The sequence below is a fragment of the Amycolatopsis sp. NPDC003731 genome, from assembly GCF_053586895.1.
In genome coordinates this window covers 55,985-74,476 of record NZ_JBSFNC010000020.1, presented here as the reverse complement: position 1 = coordinate 74,476, position 18,492 = coordinate 55,985, and the positions used below count along the sequence as shown (strand labels likewise).

The window sequence follows — 18,492 nt, the reverse complement described above, 5'->3', positions numbered from 1 at the left end:
GCCTGGCCCTGGCCGAGCACCCCCACCGGCAAGGGCAGGACGCATGACCCAGACCGAAGTCCCCACCCCCGTAGTCGACGAAGTACCCCCGCAACGCCGTTCACTGCTCGACAAGCTCTTCGAACTCCGGGCCCGGCAGAGCACCATCGGCCGTGAAGTCCGCGGCGGCGTCACCACGTTCGTCGCGATGGCCTACATCGTGCTGCTCAACCCGCTCATCCTCGGCGCCTCCGCCGACATCACCGGCGCCCGGCTCTCGGCCGCGCAGGTGACCACGGCGACCGCGTTGGCCGCCGCCGTGATGACCGTCCTCATGGGACTCGTCGGCAACGCGCCCCTCGCGCTCGCCGCCGGCCTGGGCATCAACGGCATCGTCGCCTTCCAGATGGCCCCGGAGATGACCTGGGCGCAGGCGTTCGGCCTGGTTGTGCTCGAAGGCGTCTGCATCGTGCTGATGGCCGTCAGCGGGGTCCGCGAACGGATCATGAACGCCATCCCGCGGCCGCTCAAAATGGCGATCACCGTCGGGATCGGGCTCTACATCGCCCTGGTCGGCCTGGTCAGCGCCGGGTTCGTGACCCGGGTGCCGGACTCGGCGCAGACCACGGTCCCGGTGCGGCTCGGGGCGAGCGGGCACCTGCACGGCTGGCCGATCGTCGTCTTCTGCTTCGGCCTGTTGCTGATGATCGTGCTGATGGCCCGGAAGGTCCCGGGCGCGGTGCTGATCAGCATCGGGGTGGCCACCGTGCTCGCCGTCGTGCTGCACCAGGGCTTCGGCGTCGGCGGCTGGGGGCTCACGACCCCGGAACTGCCCGACCACGTCCTCGCCGCCCCGGACTTCGGGCTCTTCGGGCACATCGACCTCTTCGGCGGCTTCGCCTCGGCAGGCGCGCTCGCGGCGACGGTCTTCCTGTTCACCCTGGTGCTGTCCGGCTTCTTCGACGCCATGGGCACGATCACCAGCGTCTCCGACGAAGCCGGGCTGTCGAAGAACGGGAAAGTCCCGCGGATGGGCCGCATCCTGCTGGTCGACGGCGCCGGCGCGATCGCGGGCGGCGTCACCGGCTCGTCGCCGAACACGGTGTTCCTCGAATCGGCGGCCGGCGTCGGCGAGGGCGCGCGGACCGGGCTGGCCAGCGTCGTCACCGGCGTGCTGTTCGCCGGAACCCTGCTGTTCACACCGCTGGCCGGGGTCGTCCCGGCCCAGGCCGCGGCCCCCGCGCTGGTGGTCATCGGCGGCATGATGGTCGCGCAGTGCCGGACCATCCCGTGGCACGACCCGGACTACACGATCCCGGTGTTCCTGACCGCGGCCCTGATCCCGTTCACCTACTCGATCACCAACGGCGTCGGCGCCGGCCTGATCGCCTTCGTGCTGATCAAGATCGGCCGCGGCAAGTGGCGCGAAGCCGGCTGGCTGCTGAGCCTGCTGGCCCTGGTGTTCGCGGTGTACTTCGCCATCGACGGCGTCGAAGCCCTCTTCCGGTAAAGGAGTTCCCTCGTGGCCCTGATGTTCTTCAACGGCGGCGCCATGCGCGGCGAGCCACTGCACCACCTGCTCGAAGGATCACCGTTCGTGGGCAACGCGCGGACCGCGGCGAAGTACCGGTTCTACGCGGTCGGCGACCAGTGCCCGGCGCTGTACCCGGTGTCCCACGGTGGCGCCGAGGTGACCGGCGAGGTCTACGACGTCTCGCTGGACGACCTGCGGGACCGGGTGCTGCCGTCCGAGTCGCACGAGCTGGAGCTGGGGGTGGTGGAGCTGGCGGACGGGAGTTCGGCGTTCGCGATGCTGCTGCGGCGGCCGTACACCTCGCACGTCGCCCTGCGCGACATCACCGAGATCGGCGACTGGCGGGCGTTCAAGGCGAGCGCGTGAAGGTCCTGATCGCGCCGGACAAGTTCAAGGGGTCGCTGACCGCGGGGGAGGTGGCGTCGGCGGTGGCGGCCGGTCTCGCCGACGTCCACCCCGCGGCGGCGGTGACGACCCTCCCGGTGGCCGACGGCGGCGAGGGCACGGTCGACGCGGCCGTCGCCGCCGGGTACCGGCGCGTGCGGGTCCCGGCTCGCGGTCCCACCGGCCTCCCGGTGACCGCGTCCTACGCGGTCCGCGGCGACACGGCGATCGTCGAGCTGGCCGAGGCGTCCGGGCTGCACCGGCTGCCGGGCGCCCCCGCCCCGCTCACCGCGACCAGCGCGGGAACCGGCGACGTGATCGCGGCGGCGGTCCGGGCGGGCTGCCGCCGGATCGTCCTCGGCGTCGGCGGCAGCGCGGGCACCGACGGCGGCGCGGGCCTGCTGACCGCACTGGGCGCCCGGCTCCTGGACGCGGCCGGGCGCGAACTCCCCTCCGGTGGTGCGGCCCTGTCCCGGCTCGCCTCACTGGACGTGACGAGAATGTCCGAAGTGGACATCGAGCTGGCGAGCGACGTGGACAACCCGCTCTGCGGGCCACGCGGGGCCGCGGCCGTCTACGGACCCCAGAAGGGAGCGTCCCCCGACGACGTCGAGACCCTCGATGCCGCCTTGCGGCACTGGGCCTCGATCGCCGGACCCGAGTTCGCCGAGCGCCCGGGAGCCGGAGCGGCCGGGGGAGTGGGCTTCGCCGCCATGGCCGTCCTGGGCGCCCGCGTGCGGCCCGGCATCGAGCTGCTCCTGGACCTGCTCGGCTTCGACGCGGCCCTGACCGGAGCTTCGCTGGTCATCACCGGCGAGGGATCGCTGGACGAGCAGACGTTGTCCGGCAAGGCCCCGGCCGGGGTGGCCGCGGCCGCGGCGGCCAAGGGCATCCCGTGCGTCGCGGTCTCCGGCCGCTGTCGGCTGTCTTCGGTGCAGCTGAAGGAGGCGGGCATCTCGGTCGCCTACGCGTTGACGGACCTGGAGCCGGACCCGGCGCGCTGCATGGCGGAGGCGGCCCCGCTGCTGCGCCGCCTGGCGCACCGGGTGGCGGCCGACTACTTCTCGCTGTCGAGGTGATCGAGCTGGGCGGCGGCATACCGCCCGCCGGCGGCGGCCCCGGCCGGGACGGCGGCCTCGATCTCGGCCAGGTCGGTGCCGGAAAGCTCGACGTCCGAGGTGCCCAGTGACTCGGCGAGGCGCGCACGGGTCCGGGCACCGACGAGCGGAACGACGTCATCGCCCTGCGCGGCGACCCAGGCGATGGCGAGCTGCGCGGTGGTGACCCCCTTGGCCGCGGCGATCTTCGCGAGGGCGTCGGTCAGGGCGAGGTTGCGCTCGAGGTTCTCGCCCTGGAACCGCGGGCTGTAGCCGCGGAAGTCCCCGGCGGCCAGCTCCCGAGACGGCGTCCAGTGGCCGCTGAGCAGCCCGCGCGACAGAACGCCGTAGGCGGTGACGCCGATGCCGAGCTCCCGCGCGGCCGGCAGGATCTCGGCTTCGATCCCGCGCGAGAGCAGCGAATACTCGATCTGCAGGTCGGAGATCGGGTGCACGGCAGCGGCGCGGCGCAGGGTGTCCGCGCCCACTTCGGACAGTCCGATGTGCCGCACATAGCCGGCCTGGACGAGCTCGGCCAGGGCCCCGACCTGCTCTTCGATCGGCACGGCGGGGTCGAGCCGGGCGGGCCGGTAGACGTCGACGTAGTCGGTGCCGAGCCGCCGGAGGCTGTACGCGAGGAAGGTCTTGACGGCCTCGGGACGGCTGTCGTAGCCGAGCCAGGAACCATCGGGGCCGCGCAGGGCGCCGAACTTGACGCTGATCACGGCGTGGTCGCGAGCGCGCCCGCGCAGGGCGTCGCGCAGAAGCATTTCGTTGTGCCCCATGCCGTAGAAGTCACCGGTGTCGAGCAGGGTGACACCCCCGTCGAGGGCGGCGTGGATGGTCGCGATGGACTCGGCTTCGTCGGCGGGGCCGTACAGATCGGACATGCCCATCAGCCCGAGGCCGAGGGCGCTGACGGCCGGACCGGTCCGGCCGAGGGTGCGAGTGAACATCGGTTCTCCTGTGTTTCCGTCGGTACCGCTACAACGCTACCAGCGATACCGAACAAGTGCTACCGGAGATTTGTTACCATCGAAACCATGGCAACGAAGACGGCGCTGGACACCCGTGAGCGAATCCTCCAGGCGGCGGCGGCACTGCTGGCGGCCGAGGGTCGCGACGGGCTGTCGACCCGAGCGGTGAGCGCGGCAGCGGGCGTCCAGCCCCCGGCGCTGTACCGCCTGTTCGGCGACAAGGACGGCCTCCTGGACGCGGTGGCGGCGTACGGCTTCGACGAGTACCTCAAGAGCAAGCGCGCGATGGGCTCGACGGGCGACCCGGTGGAGGACCTGAGGAGAGGCTGGGACTTGCACATCGAGTTCGGCTTGTCCCGCCCGGAGTTCTACGTCCTGATGTACGGCGACGCACGCCCGGGCCGAACGTCCCCGGCGGCGGGGGAAGCGGAGGCGATGCTGCGAAGCATCGTCGAGCGCGTCGCGGAGGCGGGGAGGCTCAGGGTGAGCGTGGAGAGGGCGGCCCGCCTCACCCACGCGGCAGGGATGGGCGTGGTCCTGACGCAGATCGCAACACCGGAGGACCAGCGCGACCCCGAGTTGTCGGCCACGGCACGCGAGACGGTACTGACCCGAATCCTGACCGGAACAGAGCAGCCCCAGGACTCGGGCCTCGCCGAGCGCGCGATAGCACTGAGGGCGGGCCTCGACGGCGCAACGGCACTGACCGAAGCCGAGCGAACCCTCCTGGCCGAGTGGCTGGACCGCATAGCCGACGCATAAAGCGCAAGCCGACCCCGCGCAACCCAGGCCCCGCGCACCCGGGCTTTGGGGTTGCGGCAACTACTCCGTCCGGCCCAAGTCGGAATCGATACAGAACGACCGGACATTGCCTGTCATCACCCCAGACCTCAATATGTTGCAGCCAACAACATATGCATCGACAACGCCGTCGGAGGCCCGCAATGATCAGGTGGAAAGCCGTCCTGGCCTGCGCAGGAGCAGCAATCCTGCTCACCGCGCTCCTCCCGGCACCGGCCCAAGCAGCCGGAACGGCAACAGACTGCTGCGGAGGAGGAGCCTCCTGGGCCACGGGCAACAAGTCCGCCCTCGGAACGGCGACGACAAGCGCCAGCCCGGTCTGGTTCACCGTCGCGAACGGCGTCACCTCGGAGGTCTTCTACCCCCGGGCCGACGTCCCCAACATGCAGGACATGCAGTACATCGTCACCGACGGCAGCACCTTCGTGGACCTCGAGCGAGACGCCACGAACCACGCCGTGACCATGCCGGACGAGAAGTCGCTCCAGTACACGATCACCAACACGGCCAAGAGCGGCAAGTACCGGATCACGACGAACTACGTCACCGACCCCGCCCGCGCCACCCTGCTGACGAACACCCGCTTCCAGTCCCTCGACGGCGGAACCTATCGCCTGTACCTCCTGGCCAACCCCTCCATGGCCGGCGGAGGAGCGAACGACAACGCCTGGTGGGACGGCACGGGCCTCGTCGCCAGCGGCACCGAAACGCTGTTCGGCGGCTCACCCACCACGGTCGTCTCCGCCCTGCGAGCCTCCACCGGCTTCACGGCACACGACAACGGCTACGCCGGAGCGGGCAGCGACTGCCTGGCCGACCTGCGCGCCGACAAGAACCTCGACAACCAGTTCGACAACATCGCCGGCAACGGCAACGTCGTCCAGTGCGGCCAGATCCCGGTCGGCACGGACACCACGTTCACCGTCGCCCTGGGCTACGGCAGCACCGCGGCAGCGGCCACGTCCTCGGCCAGCGGCTCCCTGAGCAGCGGATTCACCGCGGTCTCGACGTCCTACCGAAGCGGCTGGAACACGTACGTGAACAGCCTCAAGCCGGCCCCGGCGAGTGTCTCCGGGGACACCCAGCGACGTCGCGCCTACTACGTGGCGGCCATGGCGCTCAAGACGGCGGAGGACAAACAGCACCCGGGAGCCAGCGTCGCCGGCCTGGCCACCCCCTGGGGCGACTACACGAACGGGGACCACCTCAACGACGGCTACCACCGAGTCTGGGGCCGGGACCTGTACCAGCAGGCCACCGGCCTCCTGGCCGCCGGCGACACCGCCCAAGCCAAGCGGATGGCGCAGTTCCTCTGGAACTCCCAGTGGATCGCCACCCCGACCGCCGGCGACGGCACCACCTACCCGGCAGGCGCGTTCCCGCGCTACAGCCCGGTTTCCGGGGTGAGCGGCGCGAGCGCCCAGCAACTCGGCTGCTGCGAACAGCTGGACCAGGACGCCGACGCGATCCTCCTGGCCTGGCTGACCGGACTCACCGACGCCGCCACGTACGCCAAGGTCAAGACCACGGCCAACCACATCGTCGCCACGGGCCCGGACACGACCGAGCGCTGGGAGGAGCAGTACGGCAAGTCGCCGTCGTCGGTGGCCGCGGAGATCGCCGGCCTGATCGCGGCGGGCGCGCTCGCCCGGGCGAACGGCGACACGGCGAGCGCCACGTCCTGGGAGTCCACCGCGGACACCTGGCGCAACTCCCTGGCGGGCTGGACGGTGACGACGTCCGGATACTGGGGCGGCCACACGTACTACGAGCGCCTCGACCGGGCCGGCAACCCGAACGACACGGCGACGATCTGCTTCGACGAAGGCTGCTTCTACGAGCACGACGTCACCGACTTCGGCTTCCTCGACCTGGTCCGCCTCGGCGTCCGCCCGGCCGGCGACGCCACGATCGCGAACTCGGTGGCCCCGACGGCCGCAGCCTCGGACGGCAACTCCTCGGTGCAGGTCACCCTGCCCAACGGTGACATCTACTTCCACCGCTACCCGCACGACAACTACGGCGAGAGCACCGCGAACTGCAGCGGCTGGCCGGCGAACGGAAGCCAGCGCTTCGGCCGCCTGTGGCCGGTGCTGTCGGGGGAACGCGGCCAGTACGAACTGGCCAACGGCCGCTCGGCCGCGGTGTACCTGAAGTCGATGGCGGACTCGGTCAACGAGGGCTACTTCGTGCCCGAGCAGGTCTGGGACCGCGCGGACGTCGCCTGCTTCGGCCTCGGCCGCCCGACCGGCAGCGCGGGCCCGCTGATGTGGGCCGAGGGCCAGTACCTGCGCCTGGCCCAGAGCATGGATGCCGGCCACAACCTCGACACACCGTCGATCGTCAAGTCCCGCTACGGCACCTGACCCGCCGGAGGGACGACACGCCCCCTCGCCGTGTCGTCCCTCCAATCACGCGTGTCGTCCCTCCAGGCACGCGTGTCGTCCGTTCCGTCACCGCACCAGGCGGACGGTCTTCGCCGCCGGGGCGAAGGTCGCCGTCTGGCCGCGGGTGAGGGCGACGGTGTCGGCTTCGAGACCGTCGCCGAACGCCACCAGGCGGTCCGATTCGACCTCGACCGTCAGCGGCGCCCGCGTCAGTTCCCCTTCGGTGCAGGTGGTTCCGGTCGTCGGCGACGGCCACGCCTCCCGCACGAACCAGACCAGCCGGGCCTCGCCGGGCGCCGGCAGGGGCAGGCCGCTGCGGCGTTCCCGCCACACCGACCCGCACCAGCCGGTCGCCCCGGTGCCCGTCCCGACCAGGATCCCCGACGACGCCTGGCGTTCCGCCGGCCCGCCACCGACCCCCAGCCGGTAGCGGGCCGTCTGGTGCCCGGCGTGCCCGAGGTAGATCTCGTTCAGGGCGAGCAGCCGTTGGCCGTCGTCCGCGGTGAGCTCGGCCATCGTCCGGTGTTCGACGTCGGCCGTGGACCGCACCAGGTCCGCGACCGCCTCGACCGGGTGCTTGACCAGGACGCCGGGGGCACCGGGCGCGACGCCGATCACCGGCTGGCCGTCGAGGTACTTGGCCACGTTGGCGATCAGGCCGTCCTGCCCGACCACCACGACGACGTCCTCCGGCGTGAAGAGGAACCGGTCGAGGTCCGCGCGTTCGACTTCGCCGCGGCGCCAGTCCAGCGGGATGGCGGCACTGGCCGCGGCGAGCGCGGCACGCAGGGTCCTGTCGGCTTCGAGCACCTCGGCGAGGTCGCGGCCGCGGGTGCGCAGGAAGAACTCGGCCTGGCCGCGGGTGCCGTGCCGGGCGACGAGCTCGTCCAGCTCGGTGCGGCGGTGGACGAGCACGACCCGCGGGGCGAGGCTCACGAGCGGACGCCCAGCTTCGTCAGCAGCGGCGCGAGCAGGTCCGGCGTCAGCACCAGGCTCTCGATCTGCGGCAGGTTGCCGGCCAGTTCCTTCAGCGCCAGCCCGGTCAGCACGCCCTTCGGCAGATCGCGGTACGCCGCCAGCCGCGCCGCTTCACCCGCCGCTTCCGCTTCGCCGAGCGCTCGCTTGCCGTCGGCCTTCACCTGCGTCAGCCGTTCTTCGCGCGACGCCTGCGCCTCCGTCTCGATCCGGTTCGCCGCCGCGGCTTCCTCGGCCTGCCGCCGGGCGTTGGCGCCGCGCTGGGCGAGCAGCTGCTCCTCGCGGCGGGCCAGCTCGATCTGGTTCTGCAGCTCGTTTTCGCTGATCGCGCGTTCCCGTTCGACGGCGAGCGCGCGGCGTTCGAAGGTCGCGCGGTCGGCCTCCTGCTGCACCTTCTCCCGGGCGGTCGTCTGGAGCGCCTTCTCGACCTCCGGCTCGGCCCGGATCGCGACGACCCGGACGTCGATCACCGCCGAACCGGTCTGCGCGAGCCGCGTGTCCTCCTCGGCCAGGCCGGCGCGGATCCGGTCGCGGACCGCGCTGACGCCGTCGACCAGCGCGGTGGCCAGGTCGATGCGGGTCAGCACCTCGACGGCGTACTGCTGCACGTTCTCCGTGAGCAGCCCGCTGATCTGCGCCAGGGGATCGCTTCGCCAGCGGCCGGTGTCCGGGTCGATGGAGAAGTCGATGCGCTGGGCGGCCAGTGCCGGGTCCTGGATCCGGAAGGTGAGGGCGAGCTGGACGGTGACGTCCTGGAAGTCGGCCGTGCGGGCGTGGAACAGCAGCGGCAGCTCGCGGTCGTCGACCGGGACCTCCGAGACGACCGCGGTCAGCGGCCGGTACCAGAACGACAGCCCGACGCCGTCGTGCGCGAGCTTGCCGCGGCGGTAGTGGCGGATGTGCACGGTGGGGGCACCGCGCAGGTGCCGGAACCCGAACCGGCGGTCGATGTCGGCCATGAAGCCTCCTCTTATCGTCGGGGTGACGATATGGGCTCGGGTGGCTAATCGTCAAGCTGACGATTAGGGTGGGTGGCATGGGTCACCCACCGTTCGCCGTCACCGTGGATCTGGTCGTGCTCACCCTGACCGGGGAGGAGCTGTGCGCCCTGCTGGTGCGCCGGGGTGTCGAGCCGTACTTCGGCGAGTGGGCGCTGCCCGGCGGGTTCGTCCGGGAGGACGAGGACCTGGCGGACGCGGCGCGCCGCGAGCTGGCGGAGGAGACGGGGCTGGCGCCGGGGACCGTCCACATCGAACAGCTGGCGGGCTACGGCGCCCCGGACCGCGACCCGCGGATGCGGGTGGTGACGGTGGCCTACCTGGCGCTGGCGCCGGACCTGCCGGTGCCGCGCGCGGGCACGGACGCGGCGGAGGCTCGCTGGGCGCCGGTGCGCGAGCTGCGGGGCGAACGACTAGCGTTCGACCACGACCGCATCCTGGCCGACGGCGTCGAGCGCGCCCGGGCGAAGCTGGAGTATTCCCCGCTGGCGACGGCGTTCTGCGCGCCGGAGTTCACGGTCGCGGAGCTGCGGAGGGTGTACGAGCTGGTGTGGGACACGCGGCTGGACCCGCGCAACTTCCACCGGAAGGTGACCGGAGCGGAGGGGCTGCTGGAGCCGACGGGCCGGACCACCACGCGCGACGGTGGCCGCCCGGCCCGGCTGTACCGGCGCGGTGCGGCGGAGGTGCTGTACCCGCCGATGCTGCGGAACTGAGCCTTAGCGGCCCGACACCGCCCGGAACCACAGGGTGAACTCCGTCTTCTGCGGCAACAGCCGGTACTGCGGCAGCACCCCCGGCCCGCACGACGCCGTCCCGAGGCCGTGCTGGGCGACGTCCAGCGTCAGGTGCACCACGTCGTCCGGCACCAGGTCGTCGGTGTGGCGCGCCTCCTCCAGCGCCGCCGCGGTCCAGCGGCGGGCCGTGAATTCGAAGAGCGGGTCGCCGTCCACGCGGAGGCCCGCGCCGTCCGGCGTGGTCAGACGAGCCCAGCGGACCGCGGTGCGGTTGCCGTTCTCCTGCGGGTACACGTACGGCGTCTGCAAGCCGTCGACGCTGCTGGAGAACCGGCCGATCCGCGCCGCCTGGCGGCTGTCCGGGTACGCCTCGCCCGGGCCGCCGCCGAACCACTCCGCCGTGCCCCACTCGCCCGGGATGGCCATCGCGAGGCCGAGCCGGGGAAGCGTGCCGGGGAACTCGCCGTCCGGGGTCACCTGGACCCGCAGCCGGAGGCGGTCGTCGAACGCCGTCCACGTGTAGTCGGCGAACAGCCCGAACGGCTGGGCCGGCGGCGCGACCCGGGTGCGCACCACCAGTTCCTCGCCGTCGGCGTCGACCGTGATCACCCGGTGCTGCATGCGGTGCAGCCCGGCCTCGCGCCACTGGTCGGCGGCGGGCCGCCCGGCGAACGTGCCGCGGTCGTTGTCGGTCGTCGCGCGCCAGACGTCCAGGCGCGGGCCGGCCACCGCGTGCCCGCCGAGGGCCGACAGGATGCCCGTCGCCGGGTCGAACTCGCCGGCGCCCAGCACCAGCCGCCCGCCGGTGCGGAACACCGGTCCGCGCGCGGGCAGCGGCGCCGCGACCGGGGCCGCCGACACCGGCAGCTGCCCCCAGCCGACGACGTGCCCGGCCGGCGCCCACGCCGTCGGCGAGGCCAGCGACGCGGACACCGTCAACCACGCCTCACCGCCCGTCGTGGGCAGGGCGGGCAGCGGGACCACTGTGCTCTGTCCGGATCGGACGGACGGAACGTCGAGAACACCTTCGGCGGCAGCGATTCCCTCGTCCTCCAGCACCCAGGTGAACGTGAGGTGTCCGGTGTCGGCGAAGTCGTAGTGGTTGCGCACCTCGATCCCGCCGTCGCCGGCCGAGATCCGCACCGGTTCGATCACCTTCGCGAACTCGACCAGCCCGGGCGACGGCGTCCGGTCGGGGAAGAGCAGGCCGTCGATGACGAAGTTGCCGTCGTGGATCGGCTCGCCGAAGTCCCCGCCGTAGGCGAAGTGCCCGTCGGCGGCGAGACCGTGGTCGATCCACTCCCAGAGGAACCCGCCCTGGCAGTTCGGGTACCGCTCGAACAGCTCGCGGTACTCCAGCAGGCCGCCCGGGCCGTTGCCCATCGCGTGCCCGTACTCGCACTGCAGGAACGGCAGGTTCCGGCGGCGCGCGTTGTCGTCGTCGCGGCGGCCGATCCGGTCGACTTCCTCGTGCGTGGCGTACATCCGGCTGTGCACGTCGACGTAGGCGCAGTCTTGGTCACCTTCGTAGTGGATCGGCCGGCTCGGGTCGCGGTGGCGGACCCACTCGGCCATCCGCGCGAGGTTCTCGCCGGTGTGGCTTTCGTTGCCCAGCGACCAGAGGATCACGCTGGGCCGGTTCTTGTCCCGCTCGACCGTGCGCCGCATCCGGTCGAGGTACGCCTCGGCCCACCTCGGCTCACCGCTGGGGTTGCCGGCCCAGCCGAGCAGCTCGAAGCCGTGGGTCTCCAGGTCGCACTCGTCGATCACCCACAGGCCGAACGCGTCGCACAGCTCGAGGAACGCCGGGTCGGGCGGGTAGTGGCTGGTGCGGACCGCGTTGATGTTGTGCCGCTTCATCAGCAGCACGTCGGCCAGCGCCGTCTCCGGCGAGACCACGCGCCCGGTACGCGGATCGTGCTCGTGGCGGTTGACCCCGCGCAACATCAGCGGCCGGCCGTTGACCTTCAGCTGCCCGCCCTCGATGGTGACGGTGCGGAACCCGATGCGCACCGGCACCCGCTCGGCCGCGGTGGCCAGCGTGCCTTCGTAAAGCCGCGGGGTCTCGGCGCTCCACGGCTCGACCGGCAGCTCCAGCGCGTCCCCGGCCGGGTGGCCGGCGACGCCCAGTTCGGGGATGTCCAGCAGGACGTCCGGGCCGGTCTCGACCCGGACCGTGCCCAGGCCGGTGGTGTGGTCGTAGTCCGCGCGGACCCAGTAGTCGCCGATGCCGCCGGCCGGGCGGGCGAGCAGGGTGACGGCGCGGAAGATGCCCGAGGCCCACCACATGTCCTGGTCTTCGAGGTAGCTGCCCGCCGACCACTGGTGCACGCGCACGACGAGGACGTTCCCGGACGGCCGCAGCAGCGACCCGACCTCGAACTCCGACGGAAGCCTGCTGCCCTGCGTGACGCCGAGTTCGGTGCCGTTGAGCCAGATCCGGCCGCAGGAGTCGATGCCGTCGAAGCGCAGCACCGCGGACCCGGCCGGCCAGTCCGCGGGCAGGTCGAACCGCAGCCGGTGGTCGCCGGTCGGGTTGTCCGACGGCACGTGCGGCGGGTCGACCGGGAAGGGGTAGGGCACGTTCGTGTAGGCCGGGCGCCCGTGGCCGTGCAGCTGCCACAGCGACGGGACCGGCAGCTCGTCCCACGCCGAGTCGTCGAAGTCCCCGCTTTCGATCCCCGCCGGCGCGGCCGCGAGGCTCGGCGACAGCCGGAACCGCCAGGTGCCGTTCAGTGACAACGATGGCGCGTCGGAGGTGAAGGCCGCGCGCGGCGGAAGGGAACCGCGGCCCGGGCCGGGGTCTTCGAGGTACGACATGAGGTCCTTTCCGCGCTCGGCAGGCGCCCGAGAACGTTCCCGTGAACGTTCACGGACCGCTCCGCAGTGTGCTGCGCGACGGGACTGGGTGTCAAGGGATCAGGCGGATTCGCGCAGGTGGAGGCGGGCGCGGACGATCAGCTCGGCGGGGTCGAGGGGCGCCGCGCCGGTGACCAGGCGGGCCGCCTGCTCGACGGCCAGCGCGCCGACCGCGCGCGTGTCGATCGCGACGCTCGAGAGCTCCGGCTCGACCAGGGTGCCGAGGGTGAGGCCGTCGAACCCGATCACGGCGAGGTCGGCGGGCACGCGCAGGCCGAACCGGCGAGCCTCGCGCAGGGCGCCGATGGCCATCACGTCGTTGAAGGCGAACAGCGCCGTGACGTCGGGGTGGGCGGCGAGCAGGGCGGCCAGTGCCGCACCGCCGCCGTCGACGCTCTGGGCACCGGCGGCGATCCAACCGGGCTGCACCGAGACGCCGCACTCGGCGGCGGCCCGCAGGAACCACCGGCGGCGGACGCTCGGGGCGGGGTGCCCGTCGAGCATGCCGATCCGCCGGTGTCCGCGCGAGACGAGGTGGGCGACGGCCTCGCGGACGCCGTCCTCGCCGTCGACCACGACCCCGCTGAACCGCGGCGTGCGCGGCTCGCGGTCGATGAGGACGACCGGGATGCCGGCGGTGAGCCGGTCGAGGTCCTCGTCGGCCCGGCCGAAGTAGCCGGTGACGGCGTCGACCTGGGTGCCGATCACCCGCAGCGTGGCGAGTTCCTGCTCGGGGTCGTCGGCGGTGTCGTGCACGACGACGTGCCAGCCGCGCGCCCGGGCGGCTTCCAGGGCGCCCTTCGCGACCTCGGTGAAGAAGGGGTTGAGCAGATCCGGCACGACGAGGCCGATGGTGGTGGTGTCCGGCCGCACCAGCCCCCGCGCGAACCGGCTGGGCCGGTACCCGAGCTCCCGGGCGGCGTCGAGGACCCGCTGCTTCGTGGTGCCGTCGATCTCGGCCTTGTCGTTGAGCGCGCGCGAGACGGTCTGCCGGGAGACCCCGGCCGAGCGGGCGACGTCGTGGATCGTCACCCGCCGCGGTTCCGTGCTGCTCGAGGACACGGGGTCGAGTATGCCCGCCCGCCGCCGGCGAACCCGTCCGGCGTCGCGAATGACTCATTCGGGACGCCGGATGTCCCGAATGAGTCATTCGCGGCATCGGCCGCGGGCCCGCTACCCGAGCGGGGTGCGTTCGCGGCGCTTGACGAACCGCCAGCCCACCGCCAAGACCACCGCCAGCACCGGGATCGAGTAGAACGCGATCTTCTCGGCGCCGTCCGAGAAGCCCATCAGGGCCACCACCAGGGCCAGGAATCCCAGCGTCGCCCAGCCGCTGTACGGGGCCCACGGCATCCGGTACGCCGGGCGCTCGAGCTCGCCGCGCAGGGCGGCCTGGCGCAGGCGCAACTGGCAGAAGATCAGCGTCGCCCAGGTGCTGATCACACCCAGGGACGCGATCGCGATGGCGATGTCGAACGCCTCCTTCGGCACCAGGTAGTTCAGCACCACGCCCAGCACGTACGCGACCGACGTGAACAGGATCCCGCCGTAGGGCACCTGGCGGCGGCTCATCCGGCTGACGAACGACGGCGCCTCGCCCTTCTCGGCCAGCGAGCGCAGGATCCGGCCCGTCGAATACAGGCCTGAGTTGACGCTGGACAGCGCCGCGGTCAGGACCACCGCGTTCATCACGTCGCCGATGCCCGGGATGCCGAGGCGGCTGAACACCGTCACGAACGGGCTCTCGCCGCCGCTGTAGAACGGCCACGGCAGCAGCATCGCCAGCAGCAGCACCGAGCCGACGTAGAACACGCCGATCCGCCAGACCACGCCGTTGATCGCCTTCGGCAGGACCTTGCGGGCGTCCTTCGTCTCGCCGGCCGCGATGCCGACGACCTCGATCGCCGAGTAGGCGAAGATGACCGCCTGCAGCGTCATCAGCGCGATGCCGATGCCCGCCGGGAAGAGTCCACTGTGGCCGGTCAGGTTGTGCGCGCCGGCCGGGGTGCCGCCGATGTCCGCGCTCGTCACCACCAGGCCCGCGCCGACGACCAGGAAGACGACGATGGCCAGCACCTTGACCACCGAGAACCAGAACTCCAGCTCGCCGAACACCTTGACCGACAGCAGGTTCACCACCAGCAGGACGCCCAGCGCGATCAGCGCGGTGATCCACTGCGGCACGCCCGGCAGCCACTTGTGCACGTAGATGGCGACCGCGGTGATCTCGGCGATCCCGGTCATCGCCCAGTTCACCCAGTACATCCAGCCGGAGGCGAAGCCGGCCCACGGCCCGATGAACTTCCGCGCGTAGGTGACGAAACTGCCGGAGCTGGGCTCGTGCAGGACGAGTTCGCCGAGCGCGCGCATCACGAAGTAGGCGGCGATCCCGCAGATCGCGTACGAGAAGATCAGCGACGGGCCGACCTGGTGGAGCTTGCCACCGGCGCCGAGGAAGAGCCCGACGCCGATCGCGCCGCCGATGGCGATCATCTGCACTTGGCGGTTGCCCAGCGCTTTCGAGTAGCTTTCACCTTTTTCGGTGAGCAGCGAGGAATCCATGGTTATCGGACGCTAGAGCCGTGTGCGGCAGGTCACCAAGCAGGCTAAGGAAGACTTAAGGTGTGCCGGACATCACGCGAAGATCGTTCCGCGAATCGCGGACCCGGTTCCACCCGGGGTGCCCGCGGCCCGTTCCGAAGCGCCTTCTACGCTCGGGCCCGTGGATCTCGCGGCGCTGCTGGACCGGATAGCCGACGACGTCGCGACCGACGTCGGCCGCGGCGCCGTCGCGGACTACATTCCCGCGCTGGCCAGGGTGGAGCCGGGGCGGTTCGGCATGGCGGTGGCCGAAGTGGACGGTGCGGTGCACGGCGTCGGCGACTGGGAGCACCCGTTCTCCGTGCAGAGCATGTCCAAAGTGTTCACCCTCGCGCTGACGCTTTCGCGCGGCGACGGCGTGTGGGCGCGCGTCGGCCGGGAACCGTCCGGCGACCCGTTCAATTCGCTCGTGCAGCTGGAACACGAGGACGGCATCCCGCGCAATCCGTTCATCAACGCGGGCGCGCTGGTGGTGACCGACGAACTGGCCCGCCACGGCGACGCGGCGGACGCCTTGCTGGCTTTCCTCCGGCAGGAGAGCGGCCGTCCCGAGATCGCCGTGGACCCCGAAGTGGCGGCCTCGGAGGCGGGGCACGCCGACCGCAACCGCGCCCTCGCGTACTTCATGGCCTCCTACGGCAACATGCGCCACCCGGTGCCGTCGGTGCTGGACCAGTACGTCCGCCAGTGCTCGATCGCGATGAGCTGCGCGGACGTCGCCCGCTCGGCGTTGTTCCTGGCCCGCCACGGCCTCCGCAACGACGGCTCCCGCCTGCTCGGGCTCAGCGCGGCGAAGCGGATCAACGCGGTGATGCTGACCTGCGGCACGTACGACGCGGCGGGCGAATTCGCCTACCGCGTCGGCCTGCCGGGCAAGAGCGGCGTGGGCGGCGGCATCGTGGCGATCGTCCCCGGTCGGTGCGCGGTCTGCGTGTGGAGCCCGGGTCTGGACGCGCGGGGCAACTCCGTCGCCGGCGTCGCCGCCCTCGACCGGTTCACGACGCTGACCGGCTGGTCGATCTTCTGAGAACCTTATTCTGGTCAGGACGGCGCCACGGACCGCAGCTCACCGCCTGCGGTGACTCTCGCGCCGGCCGACGGCTGAATAAGGTTCTGACGTCAGCGCAGGTAGTTGTAGACGCTGGCCCGCGAGATCCCGAGCAGGTCGATCAGTGACGGCACCGCGTTCTTCAGCTCCAGGAATCCCCGTTCCTTCAGCGACCGCACGAGGTCCTTCTTGGCGGCCGCCGGGAGGCTGCGCGGCGTGTGGCCGCGCTCGGCCGCGTAGTCCTCGACCAGGGCGCGCAGCTCGTCGCTCGTCCGGGCCCGCAGGGACTCGGTGACCGGGGCCGGTCCGTCGGTGCTGGCCAGCCGGGTCAGGGCGTGGGCCGCCGAGCCGAGCAGCGAGACGTCGAGGTTGAGGCACAGTGCCGCGACGTACTCGCCGTCCGAGTTGCGGAGGCCGATCGACGTGCTCTTCGCGGGCCGGCCGTCCGGGAAGCGGTTGGGGTAGCTCTGCAGCACGTCCGGGAACCCGGGGTCGGCGATCCGGGCCAGGCCCAGCTCGGTCGCCGGGTCGCCGACCGCGCGGCCGGACAGGCCGCCTTCGATCGCGCGCACGGCGTGGGCCGGGTCGCGCAGGTCGTGCAGCACCACCTCGCACAGGCCGGGGAACATCCGGCCGACGGCGTGGGCGATCTTCTCCGCCTCGCGCAGCAGCAGCTCGTCCTCGGTCATCCGATCAGCTCCCGCAGCTTGTCGGCGGCTTTAAGGCCGGAGCCGGTGAGCACGACGACCGTGGTTTCGCCGTCACGGATGGCGCCCCGCGCGCGGAAGACGTCGATCGCCGCCGCGGCCGTGGCGCTGGTCGGCTCCGCGTACAGGCCCACGGCCGCCAGGCGGCGGGCGGCCGCGGCGATGGCGTCCTCGTCGATCGCCGCGGTGTCCCCGCCCGAGCGCCGGATCGCCGCGAGGACCTCCGGCAGCCGCACCGGACGGCGGATCGCCGTGCCTTCGGCGACGGTCGGGGCGAACTCCGGTGGCTGCCGGTCGTGGAAGGCCGCGTCGAGGGGGGAGCAGTTGCGCGGCTGCGCGACCAGCAGCCGCGGGCGCCGCTTGATCGACCCGGCTTCGAGGAGTTCCCCGAACCCGAGGTCGCAACCCAGCACGATGCTGCCCGCGCCGGCCACGGTGACGACGGCGTCCGGGGCGCGGAACCCGAGGTCCTCCCACAGCTCGTAGGCGAGGGTCTTGGTGCCCTGCAGGAAGAACGGGTGCCAGTTGTGGCTCGCGTAAGTCGTGCGGTCCGACCGGCGGACGGCCTCGGCAGCAGTGTCGTCGCGGGTGCCCGGCACCAGTTCGACGGCCGCGCCGTACGCGCGAGTCTGGAGCACCTTGGCCGGTGACGTCCCTTCCGGGGCGAGGACGGTCGCCGCGATCCCGGCCGCGGCGCTGTAGGCCGCCACCGACGAGCCACCGTTGCCGGAGCTGTCCTCCAGGAGCTCCCGGACCCCGGCGCCGGCCAGCGCCGAGACCATGACGCTGGAGCCGCGGTCCTTGAAGCTGCCGGTCGGGCTGAACCATTCGAGCTTGAACCGGACGTCGGCACCGGCCCAGTCCCGGGGGACGAGCGGGGTGCAGCCTTCCCCGAGGGACACCGGGCGCAGGTCGCCGGGCAGCGCCGCCCGGTACCGCCAGAGCGAGCGGACGCCGGTGTCGACGTCCGCCGGGCGCAGGCCGGGCCGGGGTGCCACGGTCAGCGGGGCGCCGTCGTCGCCGCGCCAGCGCAGTGGGTCGCCGGGGTACCGCGTCCCCGATCGCTCGTCGGTGTACCAGTACTCCACCGCCACCTCCAGGTCTGGACGAACAGTCCAAGCTTAGACGTACTGTCTAGTGCTACTCCGCAGTACGCGAAATGTCTTCAGCTTCTTCTCAGGAAAAGCCTGTAACGCGATGGTGGGAAATTTCGATCACGCGCGCCCGCCCGGGGTACCGCCGGTGGTCGCCCGAATACCGGCGGTCGCCCCGATCGGCGTGGATGTGGCCTCCGACGTCCCCGTTCGTGGTCTCGTGAGCACCGAGAATCCCGGAGGGCGAACAATCCACTGTGGACTCGGCGGGGTGTGCGGAGGTGTGTCGGCAATTCTCGTTGCGATTTGTTCAG

15 protein-coding genes are annotated in these 18,492 nt (G+C 72.0%); 7 read left to right on the top strand and 8 right to left on the bottom strand.

The genetic code is table 11. From position 1 onward, the window contains the following. Positions 1-43 precede the first annotated feature (43 nt). The 3 genes from ACWDN5_RS11465 to ACWDN5_RS11455 are packed head-to-tail and all read left to right on the top strand — an operon-like array spanning position 44 to position 2,976. Positions 44-1,489 (top strand): NCS2 family permease, encoded by a 1,446-nt coding sequence (locus ACWDN5_RS11465; protein WP_449676137.1) that lies wholly within the window; start codon positions 44-46, stop codon positions 1,487-1,489. Between the two features lie 12 nt (positions 1,490-1,501). Continuing rightward, entirely contained in the window at positions 1,502-1,879 is a 378-nt protein-coding gene (locus ACWDN5_RS11460) for an allophanate hydrolase-related protein (RefSeq protein WP_449676135.1), read from the top strand. Next, positions 1,876-2,976 (top strand): glycerate kinase, encoded by a 1,101-nt coding sequence (locus ACWDN5_RS11455; RefSeq protein WP_449676134.1) that lies wholly within the window; start codon positions 1,876-1,878, stop codon positions 2,974-2,976. Before ACWDN5_RS11460 ends, ACWDN5_RS11455 begins: the two co-directional genes overlap by 4 nt. On the opposite strand, the gene ACWDN5_RS11450 is transcribed toward ACWDN5_RS11455, so the two are convergent. Further along, positions 2,955-3,950, bottom strand: a complete 996-nt coding sequence (locus ACWDN5_RS11450; protein WP_449676133.1) for an aldo/keto reductase — start codon at positions 3,948-3,950, stop codon at positions 2,955-2,957. The two genes, ACWDN5_RS11455 and ACWDN5_RS11450, sit on opposite strands and share 22 nt — an antisense overlap. A gap of 87 nt (positions 3,951-4,037) precedes the next feature. Here ACWDN5_RS11450 and ACWDN5_RS11445 point away from each other — a divergent pair, with 87 nt between their 5' ends. Both ACWDN5_RS11445 and ACWDN5_RS11440 read left to right on the top strand, forming a co-directional pair. After that, positions 4,038-4,733 (top strand): TetR/AcrR family transcriptional regulator, encoded by a 696-nt coding sequence (locus ACWDN5_RS11445; protein ID WP_449676132.1) that lies wholly within the window; start codon positions 4,038-4,040, stop codon positions 4,731-4,733. Positions 4,734-4,915: 182 nt separating this feature from the next. Continuing rightward, entirely contained in the window at positions 4,916-7,138 is a 2,223-nt protein-coding gene (locus ACWDN5_RS11440) for a glycoside hydrolase family 15 protein (protein ID WP_449676130.1), read from the top strand. Positions 7,139-7,225: 87 nt separating this feature from the next. On the opposite strand, the gene ACWDN5_RS11435 is transcribed toward ACWDN5_RS11440, so the two are convergent. Next, the gene (locus ACWDN5_RS11435; protein WP_310972772.1) at positions 7,226-8,095 is read right to left on the bottom strand and encodes an NAD(+)/NADH kinase; all 870 of its coding nucleotides are present in this window, start codon (positions 8,093-8,095) and stop codon (positions 7,226-7,228) included. Further along, the gene (locus ACWDN5_RS11430) at positions 8,092-9,093 is read right to left on the bottom strand and encodes an SPFH domain-containing protein (protein ID WP_449676128.1); all 1,002 of its coding nucleotides are present in this window, start codon (positions 9,091-9,093) and stop codon (positions 8,092-8,094) included. The genes ACWDN5_RS11435 and ACWDN5_RS11430 overlap by 4 nt, the downstream gene beginning before the upstream one ends. A 77-nt stretch (positions 9,094-9,170) precedes the next feature. Here ACWDN5_RS11430 and ACWDN5_RS11425 point away from each other — a divergent pair, with 77 nt between their 5' ends. Next, entirely contained in the window at positions 9,171-9,848 is a 678-nt protein-coding gene (locus tag ACWDN5_RS11425) for an NUDIX hydrolase (RefSeq protein WP_449676126.1), read from the top strand. 3 nt (positions 9,849-9,851) lie between these two features. Here ACWDN5_RS11425 and ACWDN5_RS11420 read toward each other — a convergent pair whose 3' ends face one another. The 3 genes from ACWDN5_RS11420 to ACWDN5_RS11410 form a co-directional block, all read right to left on the bottom strand. Continuing rightward, complete coding sequence (locus ACWDN5_RS11420) at positions 9,852-12,689, bottom strand: glycoside hydrolase family 2 TIM barrel-domain containing protein (RefSeq protein WP_449676125.1); 2,838 nt, start codon at positions 12,687-12,689, stop codon at positions 9,852-9,854. Between the two features lie 99 nt (positions 12,690-12,788). Further along, positions 12,789-13,790 carry a LacI family DNA-binding transcriptional regulator gene (locus ACWDN5_RS11415; RefSeq protein ID WP_449676124.1) on the bottom strand — a complete coding sequence of 334 codons (1,002 nt, stop codon included), beginning with the start codon at positions 13,788-13,790 and terminating at the stop codon, positions 12,789-12,791. 111 nt (positions 13,791-13,901) lie between these two features. Next, a complete protein-coding gene (locus ACWDN5_RS11410) occupies positions 13,902-15,290 on the bottom strand; it encodes an amino acid permease (RefSeq protein WP_449676123.1) in 1,389 nt (462 codons plus the stop codon). Between the two features lie 160 nt (positions 15,291-15,450). Here ACWDN5_RS11410 and ACWDN5_RS11405 point away from each other — a divergent pair, with 160 nt between their 5' ends. Next, the gene (locus tag ACWDN5_RS11405) at positions 15,451-16,356 is read left to right on the top strand and encodes a glutaminase (protein WP_449676122.1); all 906 of its coding nucleotides are present in this window, start codon (positions 15,451-15,453) and stop codon (positions 16,354-16,356) included. Between the two features lie 92 nt (positions 16,357-16,448). Here ACWDN5_RS11405 and ACWDN5_RS11400 read toward each other — a convergent pair whose 3' ends face one another. Continuing rightward, a complete protein-coding gene (locus tag ACWDN5_RS11400; RefSeq protein ID WP_449676120.1) occupies positions 16,449-17,066 on the bottom strand; it encodes a helix-turn-helix transcriptional regulator in 618 nt (205 codons plus the stop codon). Next, a complete protein-coding gene (locus ACWDN5_RS11395; RefSeq protein ID WP_449676119.1) occupies positions 17,063-18,172 on the bottom strand; it encodes a threonine synthase in 1,110 nt (369 codons plus the stop codon). Before ACWDN5_RS11395 ends, ACWDN5_RS11400 begins: the two co-directional genes overlap by 4 nt. Positions 18,173-18,492: the final 320 nt, after the last annotated feature.